Raw genomic sequence first — 18,676 nt, forward strand, 5'->3', positions numbered from 1 at the left:
GTAAGTACTCACGGGCCGACGAAGGAGGCAGAGAATGGCAGTACCGAAACGCAGAATGTCGCGGTCCAATACGCGCAGCCGCAGATCGCAGTGGAAGGCCCAGGCACCCGACCTCGTCGAGGTGACGGTGGGCGGCGCGACGCATCGCGTGCCGCGCCGGCTGGTGAAGGCCGTGAAGCTGGGATTGGTGGACCCGGCCGGGAAGTGACGCTCCCCGTGCGAACCTTGGCGGGTGCTGCTGTACATCCTGGAACTGGTGGGCATCGCGGTGTTCGCGGCGTCGGGCGCCCTGGTGGGGGTGACGAAGCGCCTCGACATCTTCGGTGTGTGCGTGGTCGGTGTCTTCACCGCTCTCGGTGGCGGCATCGTCCGCGACGTCCTGCTGGGCATCCAACCGCCGACGTCGCTGGGTAGCTGGCCGAACCTCGGCACGTCGTTCGGCATGTCGTTGCTGGTGTTCTTCCTGCACTCGACTGTCGGGCGACTCCGCCGGGAGATCCTGGTGCTCGACGCTCTGGGCATGGGCCTGTTCGCGAGCACGGGCGCCGTGATCGCGCTCGACCACGGGGCGAGTCCACTCGCGTCGTGTCTGATCGGCGGGACGGCGGCGATCGGCGGCGGGATCCTGCGCGACGTGCTGGTGAACGAGGTCCCGTTGCTGCTGCAGCGGGACTTCTACGCGGTTCCGGCGCTACTCGGTTCGGCGCTGGTGGTCGTGGTGAGCGAGTGGGGTTTGGGCACCGACGTGGCGCTGGTGGTGGGAACCGTGTTCGCGTCGGCGCTCCGGGTGCTGGCGCTGTGGCGGAACTGGGGTCTGCCGGGCCCGCGGGTCCTCGAGTGACCGCCGCCAGGGCATGTCGATGATCCCTTCTCAGACATATCTCAGTTGATCGGGCCAAACTGTCGGGTATGCGCATTTTGGTGGTCGACGACGATCGCGCCGTGAGGGAGTCCTTACGGCGGTCCCTCAGCTTCAACGGGTACTCGGTGGAACTGGCCGTCGACGGTATCGATGCTCTCGAGAAGGTGGCGAACGCGCGCCCCGACGCGCTAGTGCTCGATGTGATGATGCCGCGCCTGGACGGTCTCGAGGTGTGCCGACGGCTGCGGAGTACCGGCGACGACCTGCCGATTCTCGTCCTCACGGCGCGCGACTCCGTGTCGGAGCGGGTGTCGGGACTGGACGCCGGAGCCGACGACTACCTGCCGAAACCCTTCGCCCTGGAGGAGTTGCTGGCCCGGCTGCGCGCACTGCTGCGCCGCGCTGCGCCGGAGCCGGGCATCGACTCGGAGAAGATGACGTTCGAAGACCTCACGCTCGACCCGGTCACCCGCGAGGTGACGCGTGGCGAGCGGTCCATCAGCCTCACCCGCACCGAGTTCTCGCTCCTCGAGATGCTGATGGCCAACCCGCGCCGGGTGCTGACCCGCGGCCGCATCCTCGAGGAGGTGTGGGGTTACGACTTCCCGACGTCCGGCAACGCGCTGGAGGTCTACGTCGGGTATCTGCGCCGCAAGACGGAGGCGGACGGCGAGACCCGCCTGCTGCACACCGTCCGCGGAGTCGGCTACGTGCTGCGGGAGACTCCTCCGTGATGGCAGTTCCGTTCCACAAGACCGCCGACAAGTCGGGGTCGGCGAAGCGCAACTCGCACCACGTTTCCCGGCACCCCACTGGCCCGATCCCGTTACCGCCCGAGATGCGACCTCCGATGCCGTTGACGCGGTCGGTGTCGTTGCGGTGGCGGGTGACGTTGCTCGCCGCGTCCGTGGTGGCCATCGCGGTGGCAGTCATGGCGATCGCGGCGTACGCCGTGGTGTCGCGGGCTCTGTACGCGGATGTCGACAACCAGTTGCGCACCCGCGCGTCGGCGCTCATCGACAGCAATCTCGTGACGTTCGATCCGCGCTACATCGCGGGCGCGACGCTGTACACGACGGACATCAGTGTGGCGCTGATCTTCCCGGACCTCGACACGTACACTCCGCCGGGGTCGAGTGTCCCCATTGGTGAACCCGAACTGTCCGTGGCCCGCGGCGAGCGCGACACGTCGTTGCGTACGGCGGACAATCAGCGGGTGCTGGCCGAGCGCACCCAGGACGGCAGCACCCTGGTGATCGCGCAGCGCCTGGCGCCGACGGGCGCCGTGCTCGACCGGCTCGCCTGGGTGCTGTTCATCGTCGGCGGGTGCGGAGTGGTCCTCGCGGCCGCCGCCGGAACGACGGTGGGGCGCACCGGTCTGCGTCCGATCGCCCGGCTCACCGCCGCCACGGAACGGGTGGCCCGGACCGACGATCTGACGCCCATGCCGGTGACGGGCAACGACGAACTCGCCCGGCTCACCGAGAGTTTCAACACGATGCTGAGGGCACTCGCGGAATCGCGGGAGCGGCAGAGCCGGCTCGTCGCCGACGCCGGACACGAACTGCGGACGCCGCTCACGTCGTTGCGCACCAACATGGAGTTGCTGATCGCGTCGAGTCGTCCTGGCGCACCGCACATTCCGGACGAGGACATGGCCGAACTGCGCACCGACGTGGTGGCGCAGATCGAGGAACTCTCGCAGCTGGTGGGCGACCTCGTCGATCTCGCCCGCGAGGACGCACCGGAGACCGTTTTCGAGAGAGTCGATCTCAGCGAAGTGGTGGATCGCAGTCTCGAGCGGGCACGCCGCCGGCGCAACGAGATCGACTTCACCGCCGTCACCGTTCCCTGGTTCGTCTACGGCGACCACGCGGGACTGTCGCGGGCGGTGCTCAACGTGCTCGACAACGCGGCCAAGTGGAGTCCCACCGGTGAGCAGGTGCGTGTGGCGATGAAGCCGGCAGGCGACGGACTTCTCGAGCTGACGGTCGACGACGCGGGCCCGGGCATTCCGGAGGAGGATCGGGAGCTGGTGTTCGACCGCTTCTACCGGTCGACGGCGTCGCGCTCGATGCCCGGCTCCGGGCTGGGTCTGGCGATCGTGAGGCAGGTGGTGGTCAAGCACGGCGGCACGATCGCCGTCGACGTCTCCGAACGGGGCGGTGCGCTCATCCGGATCGTCCTTCCGGGTGAACCCGGAGCGGAATAGTCTCAGGGTCTCGGCTTACTCAAAGGCCGGTCTCAGGACCTTCTCAGTCCCACCGGGCACTCTCGTAGACAGAGACGGTGCGACTGCCCCTGCGGGCGGTCGCGGGAGATGGAAGTGATGCGATGACCGAAGATCGAAACAGTCACGACGGCAACAGCCGCGACAATGCGGGTGGTGACCAGGGCGCGCGCCCCGATCAGCCTGCCCACCCGCAGCCGGCGCCGGGTCACCACCCGACCGAGCAGTTTCCGGCCGCACCGCAGCACCCCACGGGCGGTCCGATGGGTCAGCAGGCCTACGGCGCCGGGTACCCCCAGGGCAATCCGTACGGTGTGCCGCACCAGCCCACACAGCAGTTCGGGCAGCCTCAGCACGGCGCTCCCGGACACCCGGGTGCCCAGCACGCTGCCGGGCAGCACGGGGCGCCTCAGGGCCCGTTCCCCGGCCTTCAGGGCCCCGGACAGGCCGGGGAGGGATCGACGGCGACCGCGACCAAGCGTCCCGCCCGCACCGCCATCGTGGTGGGCGCTGTGGCGCTCGCTCTCGTGAGCGGCGGTATCGGTGGCGTCGTGGGCTCCCTGGCAACCGAACGGAACGGCAGCGGCGCCGCGGTGACCAACTCCCTCGACGCCCCCAAGAACAACACCGCGACCCCGGCCGCGAACGCGCCGGCAGGTTCGGTGCAGGCGGTCGCGAACAAGGTGGTCCCGAGCGTCGTCCAGATCGAGGTGGCGACGGCAGGCGGTTCCGGTGGAGAAGGATCCGGCATCGTCATCTCGTCCGACGGCATGATCCTCACCAACAATCACGTGGCAGGCGCGGCCGCGAAGGGCGGCAAGCTGACCGTCGCCTTCTCGGACGGCAGCACGGCGGACGCCAAGCTGGTCGGCGCCGACCCGGTGTCCGATCTCGCGGTCATCAAGGTGGACGGCAAGACCGATCTCACTCCGATCGAGCTGGGAACCTCCGGCAACGTCCAGGTCGGGCAGCAGGTCGTCGCGATCGGGTCGCCCCTCGGCCTGGCCGGGACCGTCACCGAGGGCATCATCTCGGCGCTCGATCGCCCGGTGTCCACCAGTGGTGAGTCCGGCAACCAGAACACCGTCATCGACGCCCTCCAGACGGACGCGGCGATCAACCCGGGCAACTCGGGCGGCGCCCTCGTCAACATGGACGGCCAGCTGATCGGCATCAACACCGCCATCGCGAGTATCGGCGGTTCGGGTGCGGGCGAGCAGAGCGGATCCATCGGACTCGGCTTCGCGATCCCAGTCGACCAGGCCCGGCGCATCGCGGACGAGCTGGTCAAGACCGGCAAGGCCACCCAGGCCGTCATCGGGATCCAGGTCCCGTCGCAGGACGCCGCCAACGGTGCCACCGTCGTCGAGGTCACGTCGGGCAGCCCGGCGGAGAAGGCGGGAATTCCGAAGGGGTCGGTGATCACCAAGGTCGACGACCGCGTCATCACCAGTGGCGACGCGCTCATCGCCGCCATCCGCTCACACGCACCGGGAGACAATGTGTCCATCACCTACACCGACGGGAACGGATCCAATTCCAAGACCGTCGACGTTACGCTCGGAACCGCCGAACAGGGTGGCCGCTGATGAACGCGGGGATTCTCGGGCAGGTCGAGTCCGTTCTGAACGGGGCCACTACGGTGGGGACCATGGACATCGAAGCCTCGCTGGCCGGCCGCGCGCTGGTGGTAATCGTCGACGACCGCACCGCTCACGGTGACGGCAAGGACTCCATCGGGCCCCTGGTGACAGAACTGCTGAACGAGGCCGGCTTCATCGTCGACGCCATCGTGGCGGTGGCGGCCGACGAGGTGGAGATCCGCAACGCGCTCAACACCGCCGTCATCGGCGGCGTCGACCTCGTCGTCTCGGTCGGCGGCACCGGCGTGTCGCCCCGCGACGTCGCCCCCGACGTCACGGCCGAGGTCCTCGACCGCGAGATTCCGGGAATCTCGGAGGCCCTCCGGTCTTCGGGTCTCGCCGCCGGTTCGCTGGATGCGGGCCTCTCCCGCGGGCTCGCCGGAGTGTCCGGCAGCACACTCGTGGTAAACCTCGCTTCCTCCCGCGCCGCGGTCCGGGACGGCATGGCCACCCTGACGCCGCTCGCGGCGCACGTGATTTCCGAATTGTCCGGTCTGGAAGGCTGAGACGATTTCTCGTTCCGACGAGCCGGACTCGCCAAGCGAGACCGACGAGCAGGCAGTTCCGAGCCGGGCCCCGATCGACAGGGCCCGGCTCGAACGCATCTTCGGGGACGTCTTTCCCGACACCACCGCGGACGAACGCGAACCCGGGGAAGGGCCCGCCGCCGCTGCCGGCGACGAATGGCTGCGCCGTCAGCGCCCCCCACATCACGGGTAGTTACCTTCGAAAGCCTCACCTTAAGCGAATCGTGATCTGCGGTCCCGCTCTGCGATCAGCGTGAGTATTTGTGCTTCCGCCCGGGCGGAATTTCCCCGGCACGGGGCCGCCTTCCGCGTACTTTCAGGCATCACATTTCGGTCAGAACAGACATACTTCGAGCTTGTGAACCGAATGTAAACGTTACCGAACTTAACGTGAACAGCCAGTGAAGCTGCTGGTCAGGAGGGTGGCGAGTGGTCGGAATTCTCGCGCAAATCCCACACATTGGACACGTTTTCGGGTGTGGCATACATCACGATTCTGTTTCCGATGGAATTAATTGCTTAGGCAACCACCTGCCGGTTACTGTCCTCGGCGAGTCAGTACTGGAGATGGAGGGCAGGGTCGATGTGCCGTTGCCCAGTCGGAACTCTGACGCTTCGTCAGTGATTTCGTCTTCAGCGCGGTTATCGAGCTGTGATCATCCGTAGTTCACTCTGCGGACATCACAGCTCTGGATACTGCGCTGGGCCCGACATGGACCACTCCTCAGTCTCGAAGGTCGTGACTGGGAACCAGCAGAATCCTGATGAGGGGAACGAATGAGCGAGAACCGAAAGACCGGCCTGCGCCGTGGAGCCCGCATTGCCGGCCTTGGTGCCGCTGCGGCTGTAGTCCTCGGCCTGATGTCCACGGGTGCGGCCAACGCCGACACCTTCGTGCCGCTGCCGGGTGGCGAAAAGGTCGTCAACGCGGGAAGCGTCACGGCCAAGATCGCCCGCAACGCGGAGAGCGCTCTGGTTTCGCCGTCGCTGGCCGCCAATGGTGCGGGCCGCGTCGCGTGGGTGTCGGGTGATGTGTTCGCCGAGCTCGGTGGCGAGGTGCCGGAGGAAGGCGCGACGCTGACCACCGGTTACATCGTGGGTTGCCAGCTCGACATCACCGGTCTCGAGGCGGGCGTCAGCGGAAGCCTGTCGCTGTCCGGCCCGAGTGCCAGTGGTTCGCTGAGCCTTCCGGTCGCACCGGGTGAGGTCAAGTTCGCGAAGATCCGGACCAAGGAAGACCTGAAGCCGGGTGTCTCTGCGATTCAGTACCGCGATCAGCAGATCGAGGTTCAGGGTTGCGGCGGGTACGCGCAGGCGCGCGCATACACCGTGGTCGAGGTGCCGGGGAACCACTACGTCAAGACCACCCTCTACGGGCAGCCGTTCAGCATCGGCTGATTGCTCGTAAGCAGATCCCACTTCACGCCTTCTCGCGTCAGCGACATTCACCCTAGAGGGGAACAATGAACAGCAAGACCCTGCGCCACGGCGCCAAGGCTGCCGGCGTGGTCGCCGCGGCCACCGTCGCGATCGGCCTCTTCTCCACCGGTGCGGCCAACGCCGACACCTTCGTTCCGTTGCAGGACGGAACCATCACCCAGACGCTGCTCGACGGCACCGTGGTGACGGTCAAGCAGACCGGTAACTCCGCCAACATCAGCCCGTCGATGGGTTCGACCCCGCTGCACCGCAACGTGTGGGCGTCGGGCACCATCGATGTCGCCATCGACGGCGGCACGGCCAAGGGCGGCACCATCGACGCCGGTTACATCGTTGCCTGCCAGCTCGACTTCGGCGGCGAGGCCGGCGGCGAGGTTGCCAGCGACGACAAAACGAATACCTGGGACTACCTGGCTAACGGCGGAACTCCTGTCGTCGACGAGGGTGGAACGAATGTCGGAGGGGGTCTCTCGATCGCTCCCGGCGAGGCGAAGAACGTGCCGATCCTCGACGTCGAGTACACCGACGACTACGGCGCCGAGGCTCACAAGAGCAGCTTCAAGTTCACCGGTAAGAGCGGCGGCTTCACGTACTCGGACGAGACATTCGGTGTCTCCGGTTGCGCCGGCTACGCGCAGGCCCGCTCCTACGCCAAGGTCACCGTCTCGACCGAGTCGGTCGACGGCACCGTCACCCTGTGGGGACAGCCCTTCAGCCTCGGCTGACGCGTGACGCCGAAAAAAAATTGAACAATGTAATACCTCGGGGTTGGGGGCGTACGGCACTTCAGTACGCCCCCAACCTCGCTTTATGCGCTGTTGTGCATGTCACAGTTAGGACACGGAGGCTGGGGCGGAGGCAAATTCGGACACGTAGCTATAACATTTGGACGTTGTTTCAGCTAACTTTATCCCGTCAAGAGGTAAAGACTGCCTAACCGAACGCCGGGTAGGTGGTACCTGATGAGGGGAAAGAATGAGCGAGATCCGTAAGTCAGGCCTGCGCCAGTCAGGCCTGCGCCGTGGGGCCCGCGTTGCCGGCCTCAGTGCCGCCGCGGCCGTTGCACTCGGCCTGATGTCCACCGGTGCGGCGAATGCCGACACCTTCGTGCCGCTGCCGGGTGGCGAAAAGGTCGTCAACGCGGGAAGCGTCACGGCCAAGATCGCCCGCAACGCGGAGAGCGCTCTGGTTTCGCCGTCGCTGGCCGCCAATGGCGCCGGCCGCGTCGCGTGGGTGTCGGGCGATGCCTTCGCCGAGCTCGGTGGCGAGATCCCGGAGGAAGGCGCGACGCTGACCACCGGTTACATCGTGGGTTGCCAGCTCGACATCACCGGTCTCGAGGCGGGCATCAGCGGAAGCCTGTCGCTGTCCGGCCCGAGTGCCAGTGGTTCGCTGAGCCTTCCGGTCGCACCGGGTGAGGTCAAGTTCGCCAAGATCAAGTCGAAGACGGACCTGAAGCCGGGCGTGTCTGCGATTCAGTACCGCGACCAGCAGATCGAGGTTCAGGGTTGCGGCGGGTACGCGCAGGCTCGCGCGTACACGGTCCTCGAAATTCCGGGGAACCACTACGTCAAGTCGACCCTCTACGGGCAGCCGTTCAGCATCGGCTGATCACCACGCTGCCGAACTACCAACTTTTTCGAGCCTTGTGGGCGGCCACTGTGTGCCCACTGTAAGAACCCTAGAGGGGAACAATGAACAGCAAGACCCTGCGCCACGGCGCCAAGGCTGCCGGCGTGGTCGCCGCGGCCACCGTCGCGATCGGCCTTCTCTCCACCGGTGCGGCCAACGCCGACACCTTCGTTCCGTTGCAGGACGGGACCATCACCCAGACGCTACTCGACGGCACCGTGGTGACGGTCAAGCAGACCGGTAACTCCGCGAACATCAGCCCGTCGATGGGTTCGACCCCGCTGCACCGCAACGTGTGGGCGTCGGGCACCATCGATGTCTCCATCGACGGCGGTACGGCCAAGGGCGGCACCATCGACGCCGGTTACGTCGTGGCCTGCCAGCTCGACTTCGGTGGGAAGGTCTCGGGCGGTGCTGCTTCGAATGACCAGATCAATACCTGGGAGTACGTCCAGGAAAATGGCCTCGCCGTGAGTGAGTCCGGTACCAAGGTCGGAAGTGGCCTGTCCATCGCTCCCGGCGAAGCGAAGAACGTGCCGATCCTCGACATCGAGTACACCGACGACTACGGCGCCGAGGCTCACAAGAGCAGCTTCAAGTTCAAGGGCAACAGCGGCGGCATCACGTACTCGGACGAGACGTTCGGTGTCTCCGGTTGCGCCGGCTACGCGCAGGCCCGCTCCTACGCCAAGGTCACCGTCTCGACCGAGTCGGTCGACGGCACCGTCACCCTGTGGGGACAGCCCTTCAGTCTCGGCTGATAATTCGTTCCACCCATGACTCCGGGCCCGTGCATGCAGCTGCTGCACGGGCCCGGAGTCGTCGGAAGCTATTCGCGGGTCTGCTCGAGGTTCGCGGCCTTGTCCGCGGTCATCGCGTGCGCTCCGTCGGGACTCGCTGTCGCGCCGTTGGTTTCGAGGCTCGATTCGAGGATGTCGCGGATCTGGATCAGCAGGTCGGCCTCACTGGCCTTCTTGTCTGCGGGCTCGGTGATGAACCGCTTCTTCGCGGCATTGGCCGGGACGATGAGAATGAAGTACACGACTGCGGCGATGATCACGAAGTTGATCACGGCCGTGATGACGGCGCCGATGTTGATGAAGGTGGCCGGGTTGTCGGCGAGAATCTGATAACCCCAGCCCAGATCGTTGGCGCCACCCGCAACGGCGATCAACGGATTGATCACGTTGTTGGTGAACGATGTGACGATGGCGGTGAACGCGGCTCCGACTACGACCGCGACGGCGAGGTCGAGGACGTTCCCCCGGAGCAGGAAGTCCTTGAATCCCTTGAGCATGTCGACGTCTCCTCGAGTGGGTGGCAAGTCATCCAGCACTGTTCGCAGAAAAGCCTAGATCAGCGCGGCTCCGCGCGACGGGTCACTGGAAGGTCACGGTGATCGCGCTCGTGAGTGACGCCGCGGCCACCGTCACGGCCTCGGATGCCGGAAGAGCCAGCATCACCACGCGTTCGCGCTGGTCGCGCCCGTTCTCGGACGGTGTCACCAACACCACGACCGCGCGGGACGCCAGCACGGTGGCGCCGGACCGCCGGTCCGGATTCGCTGGTGTGCCGGGATCGACCGTGAGTACATCGACGCGATCGCCCTCACGTAGAAGTTCCGTGACAGCGGGGTCGGCGAGCCGGACGGGGACGATCCGGGCGTCGTCCATGCCCGCTGCGGCCGCGGCCAGACGGGGTCCCAGTACCCGGACGTCGGTGAGGGCTTCTCCGGCGCGGGTCGGTCCGGCGAGGGTGCGCCCGGCAACGTCCGCCAATGCGGTGACGGCCCCGTCAGGGAGGGTCCCGGCCTCGAGTTCCACCAGTTCCACGTCGGCGTCCGTGAGAACGACGCCCGGTTGCAGATCCCGGGCGGCCACCACGACTGCGGAGCGGGCAGAGTCAGGGTCTCCGCGGGCGAGGAGCGCCAGTGCGAGGCAGACCAGCGCGGCGGCCAGGACGCGTCTGGCGACGAGGGTGCGGGCCCATCCGGGATGGGCGAGATCCGACAGCCGGTCGGCCCACGACGGGCTCAGGCTTCGGTGTGCTCGGTTCGACCGGCGGCGACCGGTCTGGACAGGATCGAACGACATGGTTCGACGCTAAGAGACCGGCGGACCCGTGGGTACGCCGAAAGGGCCCGCCTGTGGATGGACGAGAAGTTGTGGATAACTCGCGGAGACGCGAGAACTAGCTGGCAGCAGCCTTGGCCGGTGCGGCGGTCGCGGTGCTCGACGAGCTGGACGAGGCCGTCGACGAACTTTCCGACTTCGCGGCGGGAGCAGAATCGGTCTTGGCCGGCTCGCTTGCTGCGCCGGACGTGCCGCGGCTGTCGGTGCGGTAGAAACCACTGCCCTTGAAGACGATGCCGACGGAGTTGAACAGTTTGCGAAGCTTGCCCGAGCACGCGGGGCAGACGGTCAGGGAGTCATCACTGAACGACTGGACGATGTCGAAACGGTTGTCGCATGCCGTGCACGCATATGAATAAGTGGGCACCGGGGTTCCTCCGCACTGTGTAGTCAAACCGCAGGTGTTAGCACTCTACAGTCGACAGTGCCAACAACGCTAATCAGAGAACTATTCCGGGCGGGAAACGTCCTCAGCGGTCGCCGAGCGGGACGAGGCCCGAGCCCGGGGTGAGCGCCCATCCCATACGTACGTCATGGGGATCCTCGGGCAGCTCGGACACTAGTTCCTCGTCGCGGACCACCGTGATCAGCCGCGCGTCGGAGGCGGCGAGGCCGAGAGTCCGGTCGTAGAAGCCCGCGCCGCGGCCGAGTCGCACCCCCCGCCGGTCGACGGCCAGGGCGGGAACGAAAATGGTCCCGGCCGAACGGATCTCGTCGGGTTCCCACACCGGCCCGGTCGGCTCGCGGAGGCCGTAACTCGCGTCGGCGAGACCATCCGCGCCCGTGAACTCGGACCAGTGGAGCGGACCCGGATCGCGGGTGACGGGCACGAGGACGCGTCCGGCGACCCGTCGGAGGGCGTCGAGAAAGTCCAGCGACCCGGGCTCGAGCGCAGTGGGAACGTAGGCACAGACGGTTGATCCACCGGCGATTCCCTGTGTGGCGAGCGCGACAAGCGCCCGGTCCTCGGCGGTGCGGAGTTCGGGGGTCAGCGCGCGCCGCCCGGAGAGCACCAGTTGCCGCCACTCGTCCTTCGTTCGTGCGTGCATGCCCCAACCTTAGAGCCGGCCGGTGAGCGTCCCCGACGGGTTCCGGGAGGTTACCGACAGGAACTTGGTGATTGTCGAGTAGGTCCGCACAGTTATGGTGTGGTCATGACAGACGCCGCACCGCACACCGCCAGCGCCTTTCGCACGGCTGTAGTGCCCGCAGCGGGAATGGGTACGCGATTCCTCCCCGCGACCAAGACCGTGCCGAAAGAGCTGCTCCCGGTCGTGGATACCCCGGGTATCGAACTGGTGGCCGGAGAGGCCGCGGATTCGGGCGCCGGCCGGCTCGTGATCGTGACATCGCCGGGTAAGGACGGAGTGGTCGCCCACTTCGTCGAGGATCTCGTGCTCGAGAGCAAGCTCGAGGCCAGCGGCAAGTATCACCTGCTCGAGAAGGTGCGCAAGGCTCCCGGCCTGCTCGAGGTGGAATCCGTAGTCCAGGACGAGCCTCTCGGCCTGGGCCACGCGGTCGGCTGCGCGGAATCGGTCCTCGACGACGACGAGGACGCTATCGCCGTGCTCCTCCCGGACGACCTGGTGATGCCGCGCGGAGTGCTCGAGACGATGTCGCGGGTCCGCCGCAAGCGTGGTGGCACCGTCCTCTGCGCCATCGACGTACCCAAGGACCAGGTGAGCGCGTACGGCGTCTTCGAGGTCGAGACGGTTCCCGACGCCACCAACCCGGACGTCCTCAAGGTCATCGGCATGGTCGAGAAACCGGCCATCGAGGATGCGCCGTCCACGTTCGCCGCCGCAGGTCGCTACCTCCTCGACCGGGCGATCTTCGATGCGCTGCGGCGAATCGAACCCGGCGCCGGCGGCGAGCTCCAGCTCACCGACGCCATCGCCCTCCTCATCAAGGAAGGCCATCCCGTTCACGTCGTCGTGCACCGAGGCACGAGACACGATCTCGGAAATCCCGGCGGCTACCTCCGTGCTGCGGTTGACTTTGCGTTGGACATGGAGGAGTACGGCCCATCGTTGCGCGAATGGCTGATCGACCGATTGAAGCGGACGGATTCCTAGAGAAGCTCGGGAGGCAAGAACTTGCGGTCGGTCGAGGAGCAACAGACGATCGTGACCGCGGCCGCGGTGGCGCCGCGGCCGGTCCGTGTGGCGATCTCCGAAGCCCAGGGGCTGCTGTGTGCCGAAGAGGTGGTCACCGAGCGTCCGCTTCCCGGTTTCGACCAGGCCGCGATCGACGGCTACGCCGTCCGTAGCGTCGACGTCCAGGCCGCCGGAACCGACATCCGGGACGACGACGGTGCGCCCGTCGAACTGTCGCTCCCCGTGGTCGGTGAGGTCACGGCAGGTTCGAGGCAGCCGATCCGGCTGCAACCGCGTCAGGCAGTCAAGGTCGACACGGGCGCTCCGCTCCCGACGCTCGCCGACGCCGTCCTTCCGCTCGACCGCACGGATGGCGGCCGGGCCCGCGTCAAGATCTACAAACCCGTCCGCTCCGGCGACTACGTGCGCCGGGCCGGCGACGACGTGCAGCCCGGAGACGTCGCGGTCCGGGCAGGCACCATCATCGGGGCCGCGCAGGTCGGGTTGCTGGCGGCGGTGGGCCGAGACAAGGTGCTCGTGCATCCCCGGCCCCGGCTGTCCGTCATCTCGGTCGGTGGCGAACTCGTCGACGTCGACCGGACCCCCGGTCCCGGCCAGGTCTACGACGTCAACTCCTACGCGCTGGCCGCCGCCGCCCGCGACGCCGGCGCCGACGTCAACCGGGTCGGTATCGCGAACGCCGATGCCCGTCGGCTGCGCGAGGTGGTGGAAGGTCAGCTGATCCGGTCCGAGATCGTCGTCATCGCGGGTGCGGTCGGCGGCGGCGCCTCCGAGGACGTGCGGGACGCACTCGCCGATCTCGGCAACCTCGAGGTCGACCGCGTCGCAATGCATCCGGGATCGGTCCAGGGTTTCGGCCAGCTGGGCCGGGACGAGGTGCCGACGTTCCTGCTCCCGTCCAATCCGGTGAGCGCCCTCGTGGTGTTCGAGGTGATGGTGCGCCCGCTGATCCGCATCGCGCTGGGGCGCAGGCAGCCGATGCGACGCGTCGTCACCGCCCGCACCGTCGCACCCATCACGTCCATCGAGCACCGCAAGGGTTTTCTCCGAGGTCAGCTCATGCGCGACGAGGCCACGGGGGAGTACCTCGTCCAAGCTCTCGGCGGGGCGCCGGGCGCGTCCTCACACCTGCTCGCCACGCTGGCCGAGGCCAACTGCCTCGTCCTCATCGACCCCGAGATCACCGAGGTCCGGACCGGGGATCAGGTGGACGTGGCTTTTCTGGCGCAGCGGGGCTGATGACACCGCGACAGTGTGAGACGGGATGACACAGCATCCGGGTTGGCCGCCGCATCTCGGGCCCTTGCGGGTGAAGGGTGGCGTCGTCACCGTGCGCGCCATCAGGTTGCGTGACGCGTCGGCGTGGAGCCGTCTGCGCACCCGCGACCGCGCGCACCTCGAACCGTGGGAACCGACCGGGGAGGCGCCCTGGGAAGCGCGCCACCATATTTCGGGATGGCCCGGACTGTGCAGCAGTTTGCGTTCGGAGGCCCGGAAGGGCCGCATGCTGCCGATGGCCATCGAACTCGACGGCAATTTCTGCGGCCAGATCACGATCGGCAACGTGGTGCGGGGTGCACTGCGCTCCGCCTGGATCGGTTACTGGGTGGCCAGCGACGTCAACGGGCTCGGGGTGGCCACGGGCGCACTCGCGCTGGGGCTCGATCATGCCTTCGGGCCCGTGGGGTTGCATCGCGTGGAGGCCACCGTGCGTCCGGAGAACCTGGCGAGCCAGGCGGTGCTCCGCAACGTCGGCTTCCGCGAGGAGGGTCTCCTCAAGCGCTACCTGGACGTCGACGGGCAGTGGCGCGACCACATTCTGGTCGGCATGACCGTCGAGGACGTGCCCGGCACGGTGGCGGATTCGCTCGTGCGGAGTGGCAAAGCCACCTGGGCGTGACCGCCGTAGCGGATATGGACAAGCGTCCAGCTACGCGGCAGTTATCTCACGGTATCAAAGCTTCCTGACCGGGACTCCGCTTTCGGCGAGTCTTTGCCGGATCGTTCCCTCTGCCGTCTCGGGGCATGTCGAGCACCACATTTTCGCGTTACGCATGTGACACCTGAGTATGGTGAGATCGGCGCGTCTGCGAAGATGTGCGTGTTCATGCGGTTAGCCTGGGTGGGTCAACAGCGGTATCCATGCTGGTAGACGATTGGGAGGAGGTCGCCGTATGCCGAACTCGTTTCTCTGGATCGGGCTCGTCGTCGTGTGGCTCTTCGTCCTGGTTCCGATGCTGGTGAACAACCGCCCCCGGATTCGGCAAACCAGTGACGCAGCACTCGCGACGCGTGTGCTGCACCGCGGTGACGAACGTCCCGTGCAGCGTGGACCCGCGGCTGGACACCGCAGCGACCCGTACTGGCAACCGGAACCGGACCACTACGGCTACGACGCGGAGGACCTTGTGGACACTCACGCAGAGGAAGACGAGTTCGACGGCGAGCGGGCACCGGTGGGTGAGTACGTACCGGCGCGCCGGGGGCGTGGCGGCTTCGATCCCGAGGCCGACGCGATCGCGCGCGAGGCCCGGTACACGTTCCGGCAGCGGTCGGTTCTCGGGCTGGCGTTCGCGACAATCATGTCGGCGGCGCTCGGGCTGATCATCTCGCCGCTGATGTGGTGGGCGTTCGCGGCCGGTGTGGTCGGTCTTCTCGGCTACTTGGCGTATCTGCGCCGGCAGGTTCAGATCGAGCAGGAGATCCGTCGTCGGCGGACCGCGCGTCTCAACCGTTCGCGGTTGGGTGTCGAGTCCCGCAGCGACGAGGAGCTCCGTCTCATCCCGGCCCGGTTGCGGCGTCCGGGCGCCGTCGTCCTCGAAGTGGACGACGAGGACCCCGAATTCGATCATCTCGAACACTTCGACGACGCCCCGATGCAGCAGGCCACGATGCGCCGAGCTGCCGGTGAGTAGCCGGGCGAATCGGGCCGAAAGCCACGTCGGTGTAGGCGATTCGCTCCCGCCGCGGGTGGCCTGCTAGAGTTTGCCGAGCGGATCGCAGGATCCGCGCGGGGCTGTGGCGCAGTTGGTAGCGCGCTTCGTTCGCATCGAAGAGGTCAGGGGTTCGATTCCCCTCAGCTCCACCACGGAAAAGGCACTCACTCCACCCGGAGGGAGTGCCTTTTCTGCATTCCGGCGCATTTTCTGTCTTCCGGCCCAGGCGAGCGCCATCGTCGGGGTGTGTCGAGCGAGGCCGCTGTGCGAATGCCCGACTCTCCAATTTGCCAAAAGGTAACTGGATGCTGTGTACTGTCCGTAGGTCATCAAGGGGTCGATCGCACGGGGCGGAAATACATGCAGGCAATGGGCAAGATCTCGAAGTTCTTGGAGCCGGCGACGGTGGTCGCGACCATCACCGCGACGATGTTGCTGGTGAACGTCCTGTGAACTCCGGCCGACCACTCGAAATCGCGAGGGCCGCGTCGGAGACGCCGACCTTCCGCTGACCGATCAGCACCTCCAGGCGATACCGCCGAACCCGCAGGGGTTCTCGGAAGCTGCTCGAGTCCCACCTGGCTCGGGCACCGCTGGTGGTGCCGGTTCCCCGACACCGGCACCACCAGCACCTCCGCTCGGTTCGCTCGATACCATGACAGCGGCGACGTCGCCGTAGACGTGGTGTCGTGAATACGAGGGGGGTGCACAGTGAGCGCGCGTCGTGTTGTTCGAAGGCTGACCATGGTCGGACTGGCGCTGGCCTTCTTGTCCGGGCTCGGCTGGGTCACCGTCTCGGTGTTCCCGTCCGACGCCTCCGCCGACCCCCAGTACCATGACTGCGCCAACAGTCGATGCGACGACGGTTCCTCGGAGTCGTCCGGCGGCGGCAAGCCCCGGCATCCTCATCCGCCGTGCGAGAGTCGCCGCGGCTGCGGTGGCGGAGAGCCCAGCGAGACACGGGAACCCAGCGAGACACGGGAGCCCAGCGAGACCGCGAACCCAAGTGATACGGCCGAGCCCAGCGAGACGGCCGAGCCGTCCGAGACCACGGAACCGTCCGCCACCGCCGAACCCACGGAGACGTCGACTCCTTCGACGTCACGGGTCGTGGTCGTTCCGCCCCGTCCGATCAAGTTGCCGCCCGTGGCCGAACCGGATATCGGGCGCCCGGACACGTCCGGGGACGACGGTTCGGGAAACGACGCGGGTCCCGATGCTGCCGACCCGGGATCCGAGGGTCCTGCCGCACCTCCGGCGTCCGGGGGAGCGCGGGCCGCAGGTTCCGGGTCCGGTTCCGGAGCCGCCGCGGCAGCCCCGGGTGCGGGTGGTCCCGCGGATTCCGCACCCCAGGATCGCCCTGCCGGCGAGACCCCGAGCAGCGACGGAGGGTCGCCCGCTGCGGGGGCACCGGCCCCGGACGATCCGGCCGCCGCGCCGCCGGGAATGGTTCCGGTGGTCCACAGTGAGCCGTTGCCTGCGATCACCGTTCTCGGTGGGGTCGGCGTGCTGTTGTGCTGCGCCGGCGGGGCGGGTGCGCTGACCTTCAAGGGTGCTCGCGCACAGCAGGCGCGCATCGCGGCCGCGCGGGCGGAATTCTTCCCGTCCGCTTCGAGTGGAGGGATGTAGTCGTGGGGGCGAACAGATCTCATCGTCGGGTCGCGGCGGCCGTGGACGCGGTGTGTGACGCGGCGGCCCGGGCTGAAGCGGTGTCACTCCGGCACGTGGTGGACGCGGTGGTCCGCGAACGGCAGCGTCCCATCGAACTCGATTTCACGAAGCCGATGGCGCCCGGTGTGTGCGGCCAGAGGCGCGCATACCCGGACCGGGACGTGATCGTGCTGGCGCCGGGCCTGCCGGACCTCGACCGCACGCTTGCGCATGAGCTGGGTCACATCGTGTTTCGGCACGAAGGAGCCGAGATCGTTGCCGCGACGCTCGAAGCCGGGGACGATCTGATCGCCTACATGCTCAGCCAGCGGTCGCGACGGCGGAGAGACGAGCAGCCGTCCGACGAGGTGGCCGAGTGGGAGGCCGAGACGTTCGCGTCGATGCTGCTCATCCGGTTGAACACGATGCAGGGGCGCGGAACTCCCGTGTCCGTGCTCCGCTACGACGAGGCGATCGGCTGATGGGCTGGCTGGTTGCGCTCGTCGTCTGGACGGCCGCGGGTGCCCGGATCGGCCGGGTCGCCGCGCGTCAGCCGACGCCGCTGCGCGTGGCGATGGTGGTGGCGGTGTCCAGCGCGGCCCTCGCGTCCACGTTGGCCGTTCCGGACGTCGCCGGGCGCCTCGACACCGTGGCCCCGGATGTCGGGCTGTCGGAGATCATCCTCGAACTGGCGTGGACGTTGGTCGCCGCCGCGAGCGCGGTCGGCGCGATCTCCGTGTGGCCGATACTCCCGCGTCCTGCGCTGCGTGCCGTCGCCGTTATCGTCTACACCGTGGCCATCGTGCTCGGAATCGGGCTTGCCGGTGGATATCCCGTTCCTGCGCTGGTGTTCATCGTGATCGCGCTGACCGCGGTGGTCGTGACCGGAGCCCGGCACGTCGCGTGGACACCGCTCGGCCGCGGAATCTCCCTGATCGTGGTCGGATCGGCGATCGTCCTGGCTGCGGCGGTCGTCGGACTGGTGCGTGAGGTGTCGGGCGAGACGTGGGCCGTCGGCTCCTCGCCGGCGTACACCGTCGCGGCCGTGATCGTCTCGGTCGGCACCGTCTGGGTGCTCGTCGAAACCTGGTTCCGCGCACGACAGGACCTGCGCCGCATGAACACACTACATTCGGTGCTCGTTTCACGGTTCCCCGAAGTGGTCGAGGGCGACGGCAAGGGGAGCACGACCGTCCTCCGCGCCTCCGACGCTGTCGCACACATCATGGATGCGCTGTACTTGCAGGCGGGCGCGGGCATGCTCGACACGGACGAACAGGACCTGCCGGAATCGACCGCCGAACGCGCCCGGATTCTCGCCCGCTGGATCGACGACCCGGTCGCCTCCGACGTCCTCGACACCGAGTGGATCGCGCCGCCCCAGGGCATGTCCCCGCGCCGATGGGTGCTCGATCTCGCGGACGCGTACGCCGACTTCCGGAAGTCGGCGCCGGTTCCCGTGAAGGCGGACACCGTCGAATCGTCTGCGGAATAGCCTTCAGCCGCC

Annotated in this window: 21 protein-coding genes and 1 tRNA gene; 18 read left to right on the forward strand and 4 right to left on the reverse strand. The window is 67.5% G+C overall.

Translation table 11 applies throughout. The annotated features are described in order from the left end of the window. The first annotated feature begins 34 nt into the window (after window positions 1–34). From rpmF to FND50_RS10480, 10 genes are all read left to right on the forward strand, one after another. On the forward strand, window positions 35–208 hold the full coding sequence (gene rpmF / locus FND50_RS10430) for a 50S ribosomal protein L32 (protein ID WP_005259908.1): 174 nt from the start codon (window positions 35–37) through the stop codon (window positions 206–208). A 24-nt stretch (window positions 209–232) separates the two neighbouring features. Continuing rightward, window positions 233–841 (forward strand): trimeric intracellular cation channel family protein, encoded by a 609-nt coding sequence (locus FND50_RS10435; protein WP_005570563.1) that lies wholly within the window; start codon window positions 233–235, stop codon window positions 839–841. A 68-nt stretch (window positions 842–909) separates the two neighbouring features. Beyond that, window positions 910–1,596 (forward strand): response regulator transcription factor, encoded by a 687-nt coding sequence (locus tag FND50_RS10440; protein WP_005238656.1) that lies wholly within the window; start codon window positions 910–912, stop codon window positions 1,594–1,596. Continuing rightward, window positions 1,596–3,074, forward strand: coding sequence for a HAMP domain-containing sensor histidine kinase (locus FND50_RS10445; RefSeq protein ID WP_144285706.1), 1,479 nt, complete (start codon window positions 1,596–1,598; stop codon window positions 3,072–3,074). The genes FND50_RS10440 and FND50_RS10445 overlap by 1 nt, the downstream gene beginning before the upstream one ends. A gap of 122 nt (window positions 3,075–3,196) precedes the next feature. Next, complete coding sequence (locus tag FND50_RS10450; protein WP_144285707.1) at window positions 3,197–4,681, forward strand: trypsin-like peptidase domain-containing protein; 1,485 nt, start codon at window positions 3,197–3,199, stop codon at window positions 4,679–4,681. Next, window positions 4,681–5,241 carry a molybdenum cofactor biosynthesis protein B gene (locus FND50_RS10455; protein ID WP_005259905.1) on the forward strand — a complete coding sequence of 187 codons (561 nt, stop codon included), beginning with the start codon at window positions 4,681–4,683 and terminating at the stop codon, window positions 5,239–5,241. The genes FND50_RS10450 and FND50_RS10455 overlap by 1 nt, the downstream gene beginning before the upstream one ends. A 798-nt stretch (window positions 5,242–6,039) precedes the next feature. Next, window positions 6,040–6,660, forward strand: coding sequence for an MspA family porin (locus tag FND50_RS10465; protein ID WP_144285708.1), 621 nt, complete (start codon window positions 6,040–6,042; stop codon window positions 6,658–6,660). Window positions 6,661–6,725: 65 nt separating this feature from the next. Beyond that, entirely contained in the window at window positions 6,726–7,427 is a 702-nt protein-coding gene (locus FND50_RS10470) for an MspA family porin (RefSeq protein WP_144285709.1), read from the forward strand. Between the two features lie 250 nt (window positions 7,428–7,677). Then, window positions 7,678–8,313: an MspA family porin gene (locus FND50_RS10475; RefSeq protein ID WP_144285710.1), complete on the forward strand. Its 636-nt coding sequence runs from the start codon at window positions 7,678–7,680 to the stop codon at window positions 8,311–8,313. An 83-nt stretch (window positions 8,314–8,396) separates the two neighbouring features. Then, on the forward strand, window positions 8,397–9,095 hold the full coding sequence (locus tag FND50_RS10480; protein ID WP_144285711.1) for an MspA family porin: 699 nt from the start codon (window positions 8,397–8,399) through the stop codon (window positions 9,093–9,095). 68 nt (window positions 9,096–9,163) lie between these two features. Here the strand turns inward: FND50_RS10480 and mscL are convergent, their stop codons facing one another. The 4 genes from mscL to FND50_RS10500 all read right to left on the reverse strand — a co-directional run bounded on the left by mscL (window position 9,164) and on the right by FND50_RS10500 (window position 11,515). After that, entirely contained in the window at window positions 9,164–9,631 is a 468-nt protein-coding gene (gene mscL, locus FND50_RS10485; protein ID WP_144285712.1) for a large conductance mechanosensitive channel protein MscL, read from the reverse strand. An 82-nt stretch (window positions 9,632–9,713) separates the two neighbouring features. Beyond that, complete coding sequence (locus tag FND50_RS10490) at window positions 9,714–10,427, reverse strand: SAF domain-containing protein (RefSeq protein WP_144285713.1); 714 nt, start codon at window positions 10,425–10,427, stop codon at window positions 9,714–9,716. A gap of 97 nt (window positions 10,428–10,524) precedes the next feature. Further along, window positions 10,525–10,833 carry an FmdB family zinc ribbon protein gene (locus tag FND50_RS10495; RefSeq protein ID WP_005238679.1) on the reverse strand — a complete coding sequence of 103 codons (309 nt, stop codon included), beginning with the start codon at window positions 10,831–10,833 and terminating at the stop codon, window positions 10,525–10,527. A 103-nt stretch (window positions 10,834–10,936) separates the two neighbouring features. Further along, window positions 10,937–11,515 carry a 5-formyltetrahydrofolate cyclo-ligase gene (locus FND50_RS10500; protein WP_005567391.1) on the reverse strand — a complete coding sequence of 193 codons (579 nt, stop codon included), beginning with the start codon at window positions 11,513–11,515 and terminating at the stop codon, window positions 10,937–10,939. A 105-nt stretch (window positions 11,516–11,620) separates the two neighbouring features. Here FND50_RS10500 and FND50_RS10505 point away from each other — a divergent pair, with 105 nt between their 5' ends. The 8 genes from FND50_RS10505 (at window position 11,621) to FND50_RS10545 (ending at window position 18,664) form a co-directional block, all read left to right on the forward strand. Continuing rightward, a complete protein-coding gene (locus tag FND50_RS10505) occupies window positions 11,621–12,541 on the forward strand; it encodes a UTP--glucose-1-phosphate uridylyltransferase (RefSeq protein ID WP_005255376.1) in 921 nt (306 codons plus the stop codon). 21 nt (window positions 12,542–12,562) lie between these two features. Next, the gene (glp, locus tag FND50_RS10510; protein WP_005238688.1) at window positions 12,563–13,822 is read left to right on the forward strand and encodes a gephyrin-like molybdotransferase Glp; all 1,260 of its coding nucleotides are present in this window, start codon (window positions 12,563–12,565) and stop codon (window positions 13,820–13,822) included. Window positions 13,823–13,847: 25 nt separating this feature from the next. Continuing rightward, window positions 13,848–14,483 carry a GNAT family N-acetyltransferase gene (locus FND50_RS10515; protein ID WP_005238689.1) on the forward strand — a complete coding sequence of 212 codons (636 nt, stop codon included), beginning with the start codon at window positions 13,848–13,850 and terminating at the stop codon, window positions 14,481–14,483. A gap of 274 nt (window positions 14,484–14,757) precedes the next feature. Next, complete coding sequence (gene glpR, locus FND50_RS10520) at window positions 14,758–15,498, forward strand: gephyrin-like molybdotransferase receptor GlpR (RefSeq protein WP_144285714.1); 741 nt, start codon at window positions 14,758–14,760, stop codon at window positions 15,496–15,498. 97 nt (window positions 15,499–15,595) lie between these two features. Continuing rightward, a tRNA-Ala gene (locus tag FND50_RS10525) sits at window positions 15,596–15,671 on the forward strand. Window positions 15,672–16,263: 592 nt separating this feature from the next. Then, window positions 16,264–17,148: a cell surface protein gene (locus tag FND50_RS10535; RefSeq protein ID WP_144285715.1), complete on the forward strand. Its 885-nt coding sequence runs from the start codon at window positions 16,264–16,266 to the stop codon at window positions 17,146–17,148. 2 nt (window positions 17,149–17,150) lie between these two features. Continuing rightward, window positions 17,151–17,651 carry an ImmA/IrrE family metallo-endopeptidase gene (locus FND50_RS10540; RefSeq protein ID WP_144285716.1) on the forward strand — a complete coding sequence of 167 codons (501 nt, stop codon included), beginning with the start codon at window positions 17,151–17,153 and terminating at the stop codon, window positions 17,649–17,651. Next, on the forward strand, window positions 17,651–18,664 hold the full coding sequence (locus FND50_RS10545) for a hypothetical protein (protein ID WP_144285717.1): 1,014 nt from the start codon (window positions 17,651–17,653) through the stop codon (window positions 18,662–18,664). The genes FND50_RS10540 and FND50_RS10545 overlap by 1 nt, the downstream gene beginning before the upstream one ends. Window positions 18,665–18,676: the final 12 nt, after the last annotated feature.

The sequence above is a fragment of the Rhodococcus sp. WB9 genome (assembly GCF_007558985.1).
Lineage (GTDB): Bacteria > Actinomycetota > Actinomycetes > Mycobacteriales > Mycobacteriaceae > Rhodococcus_F > Rhodococcus_F opacus.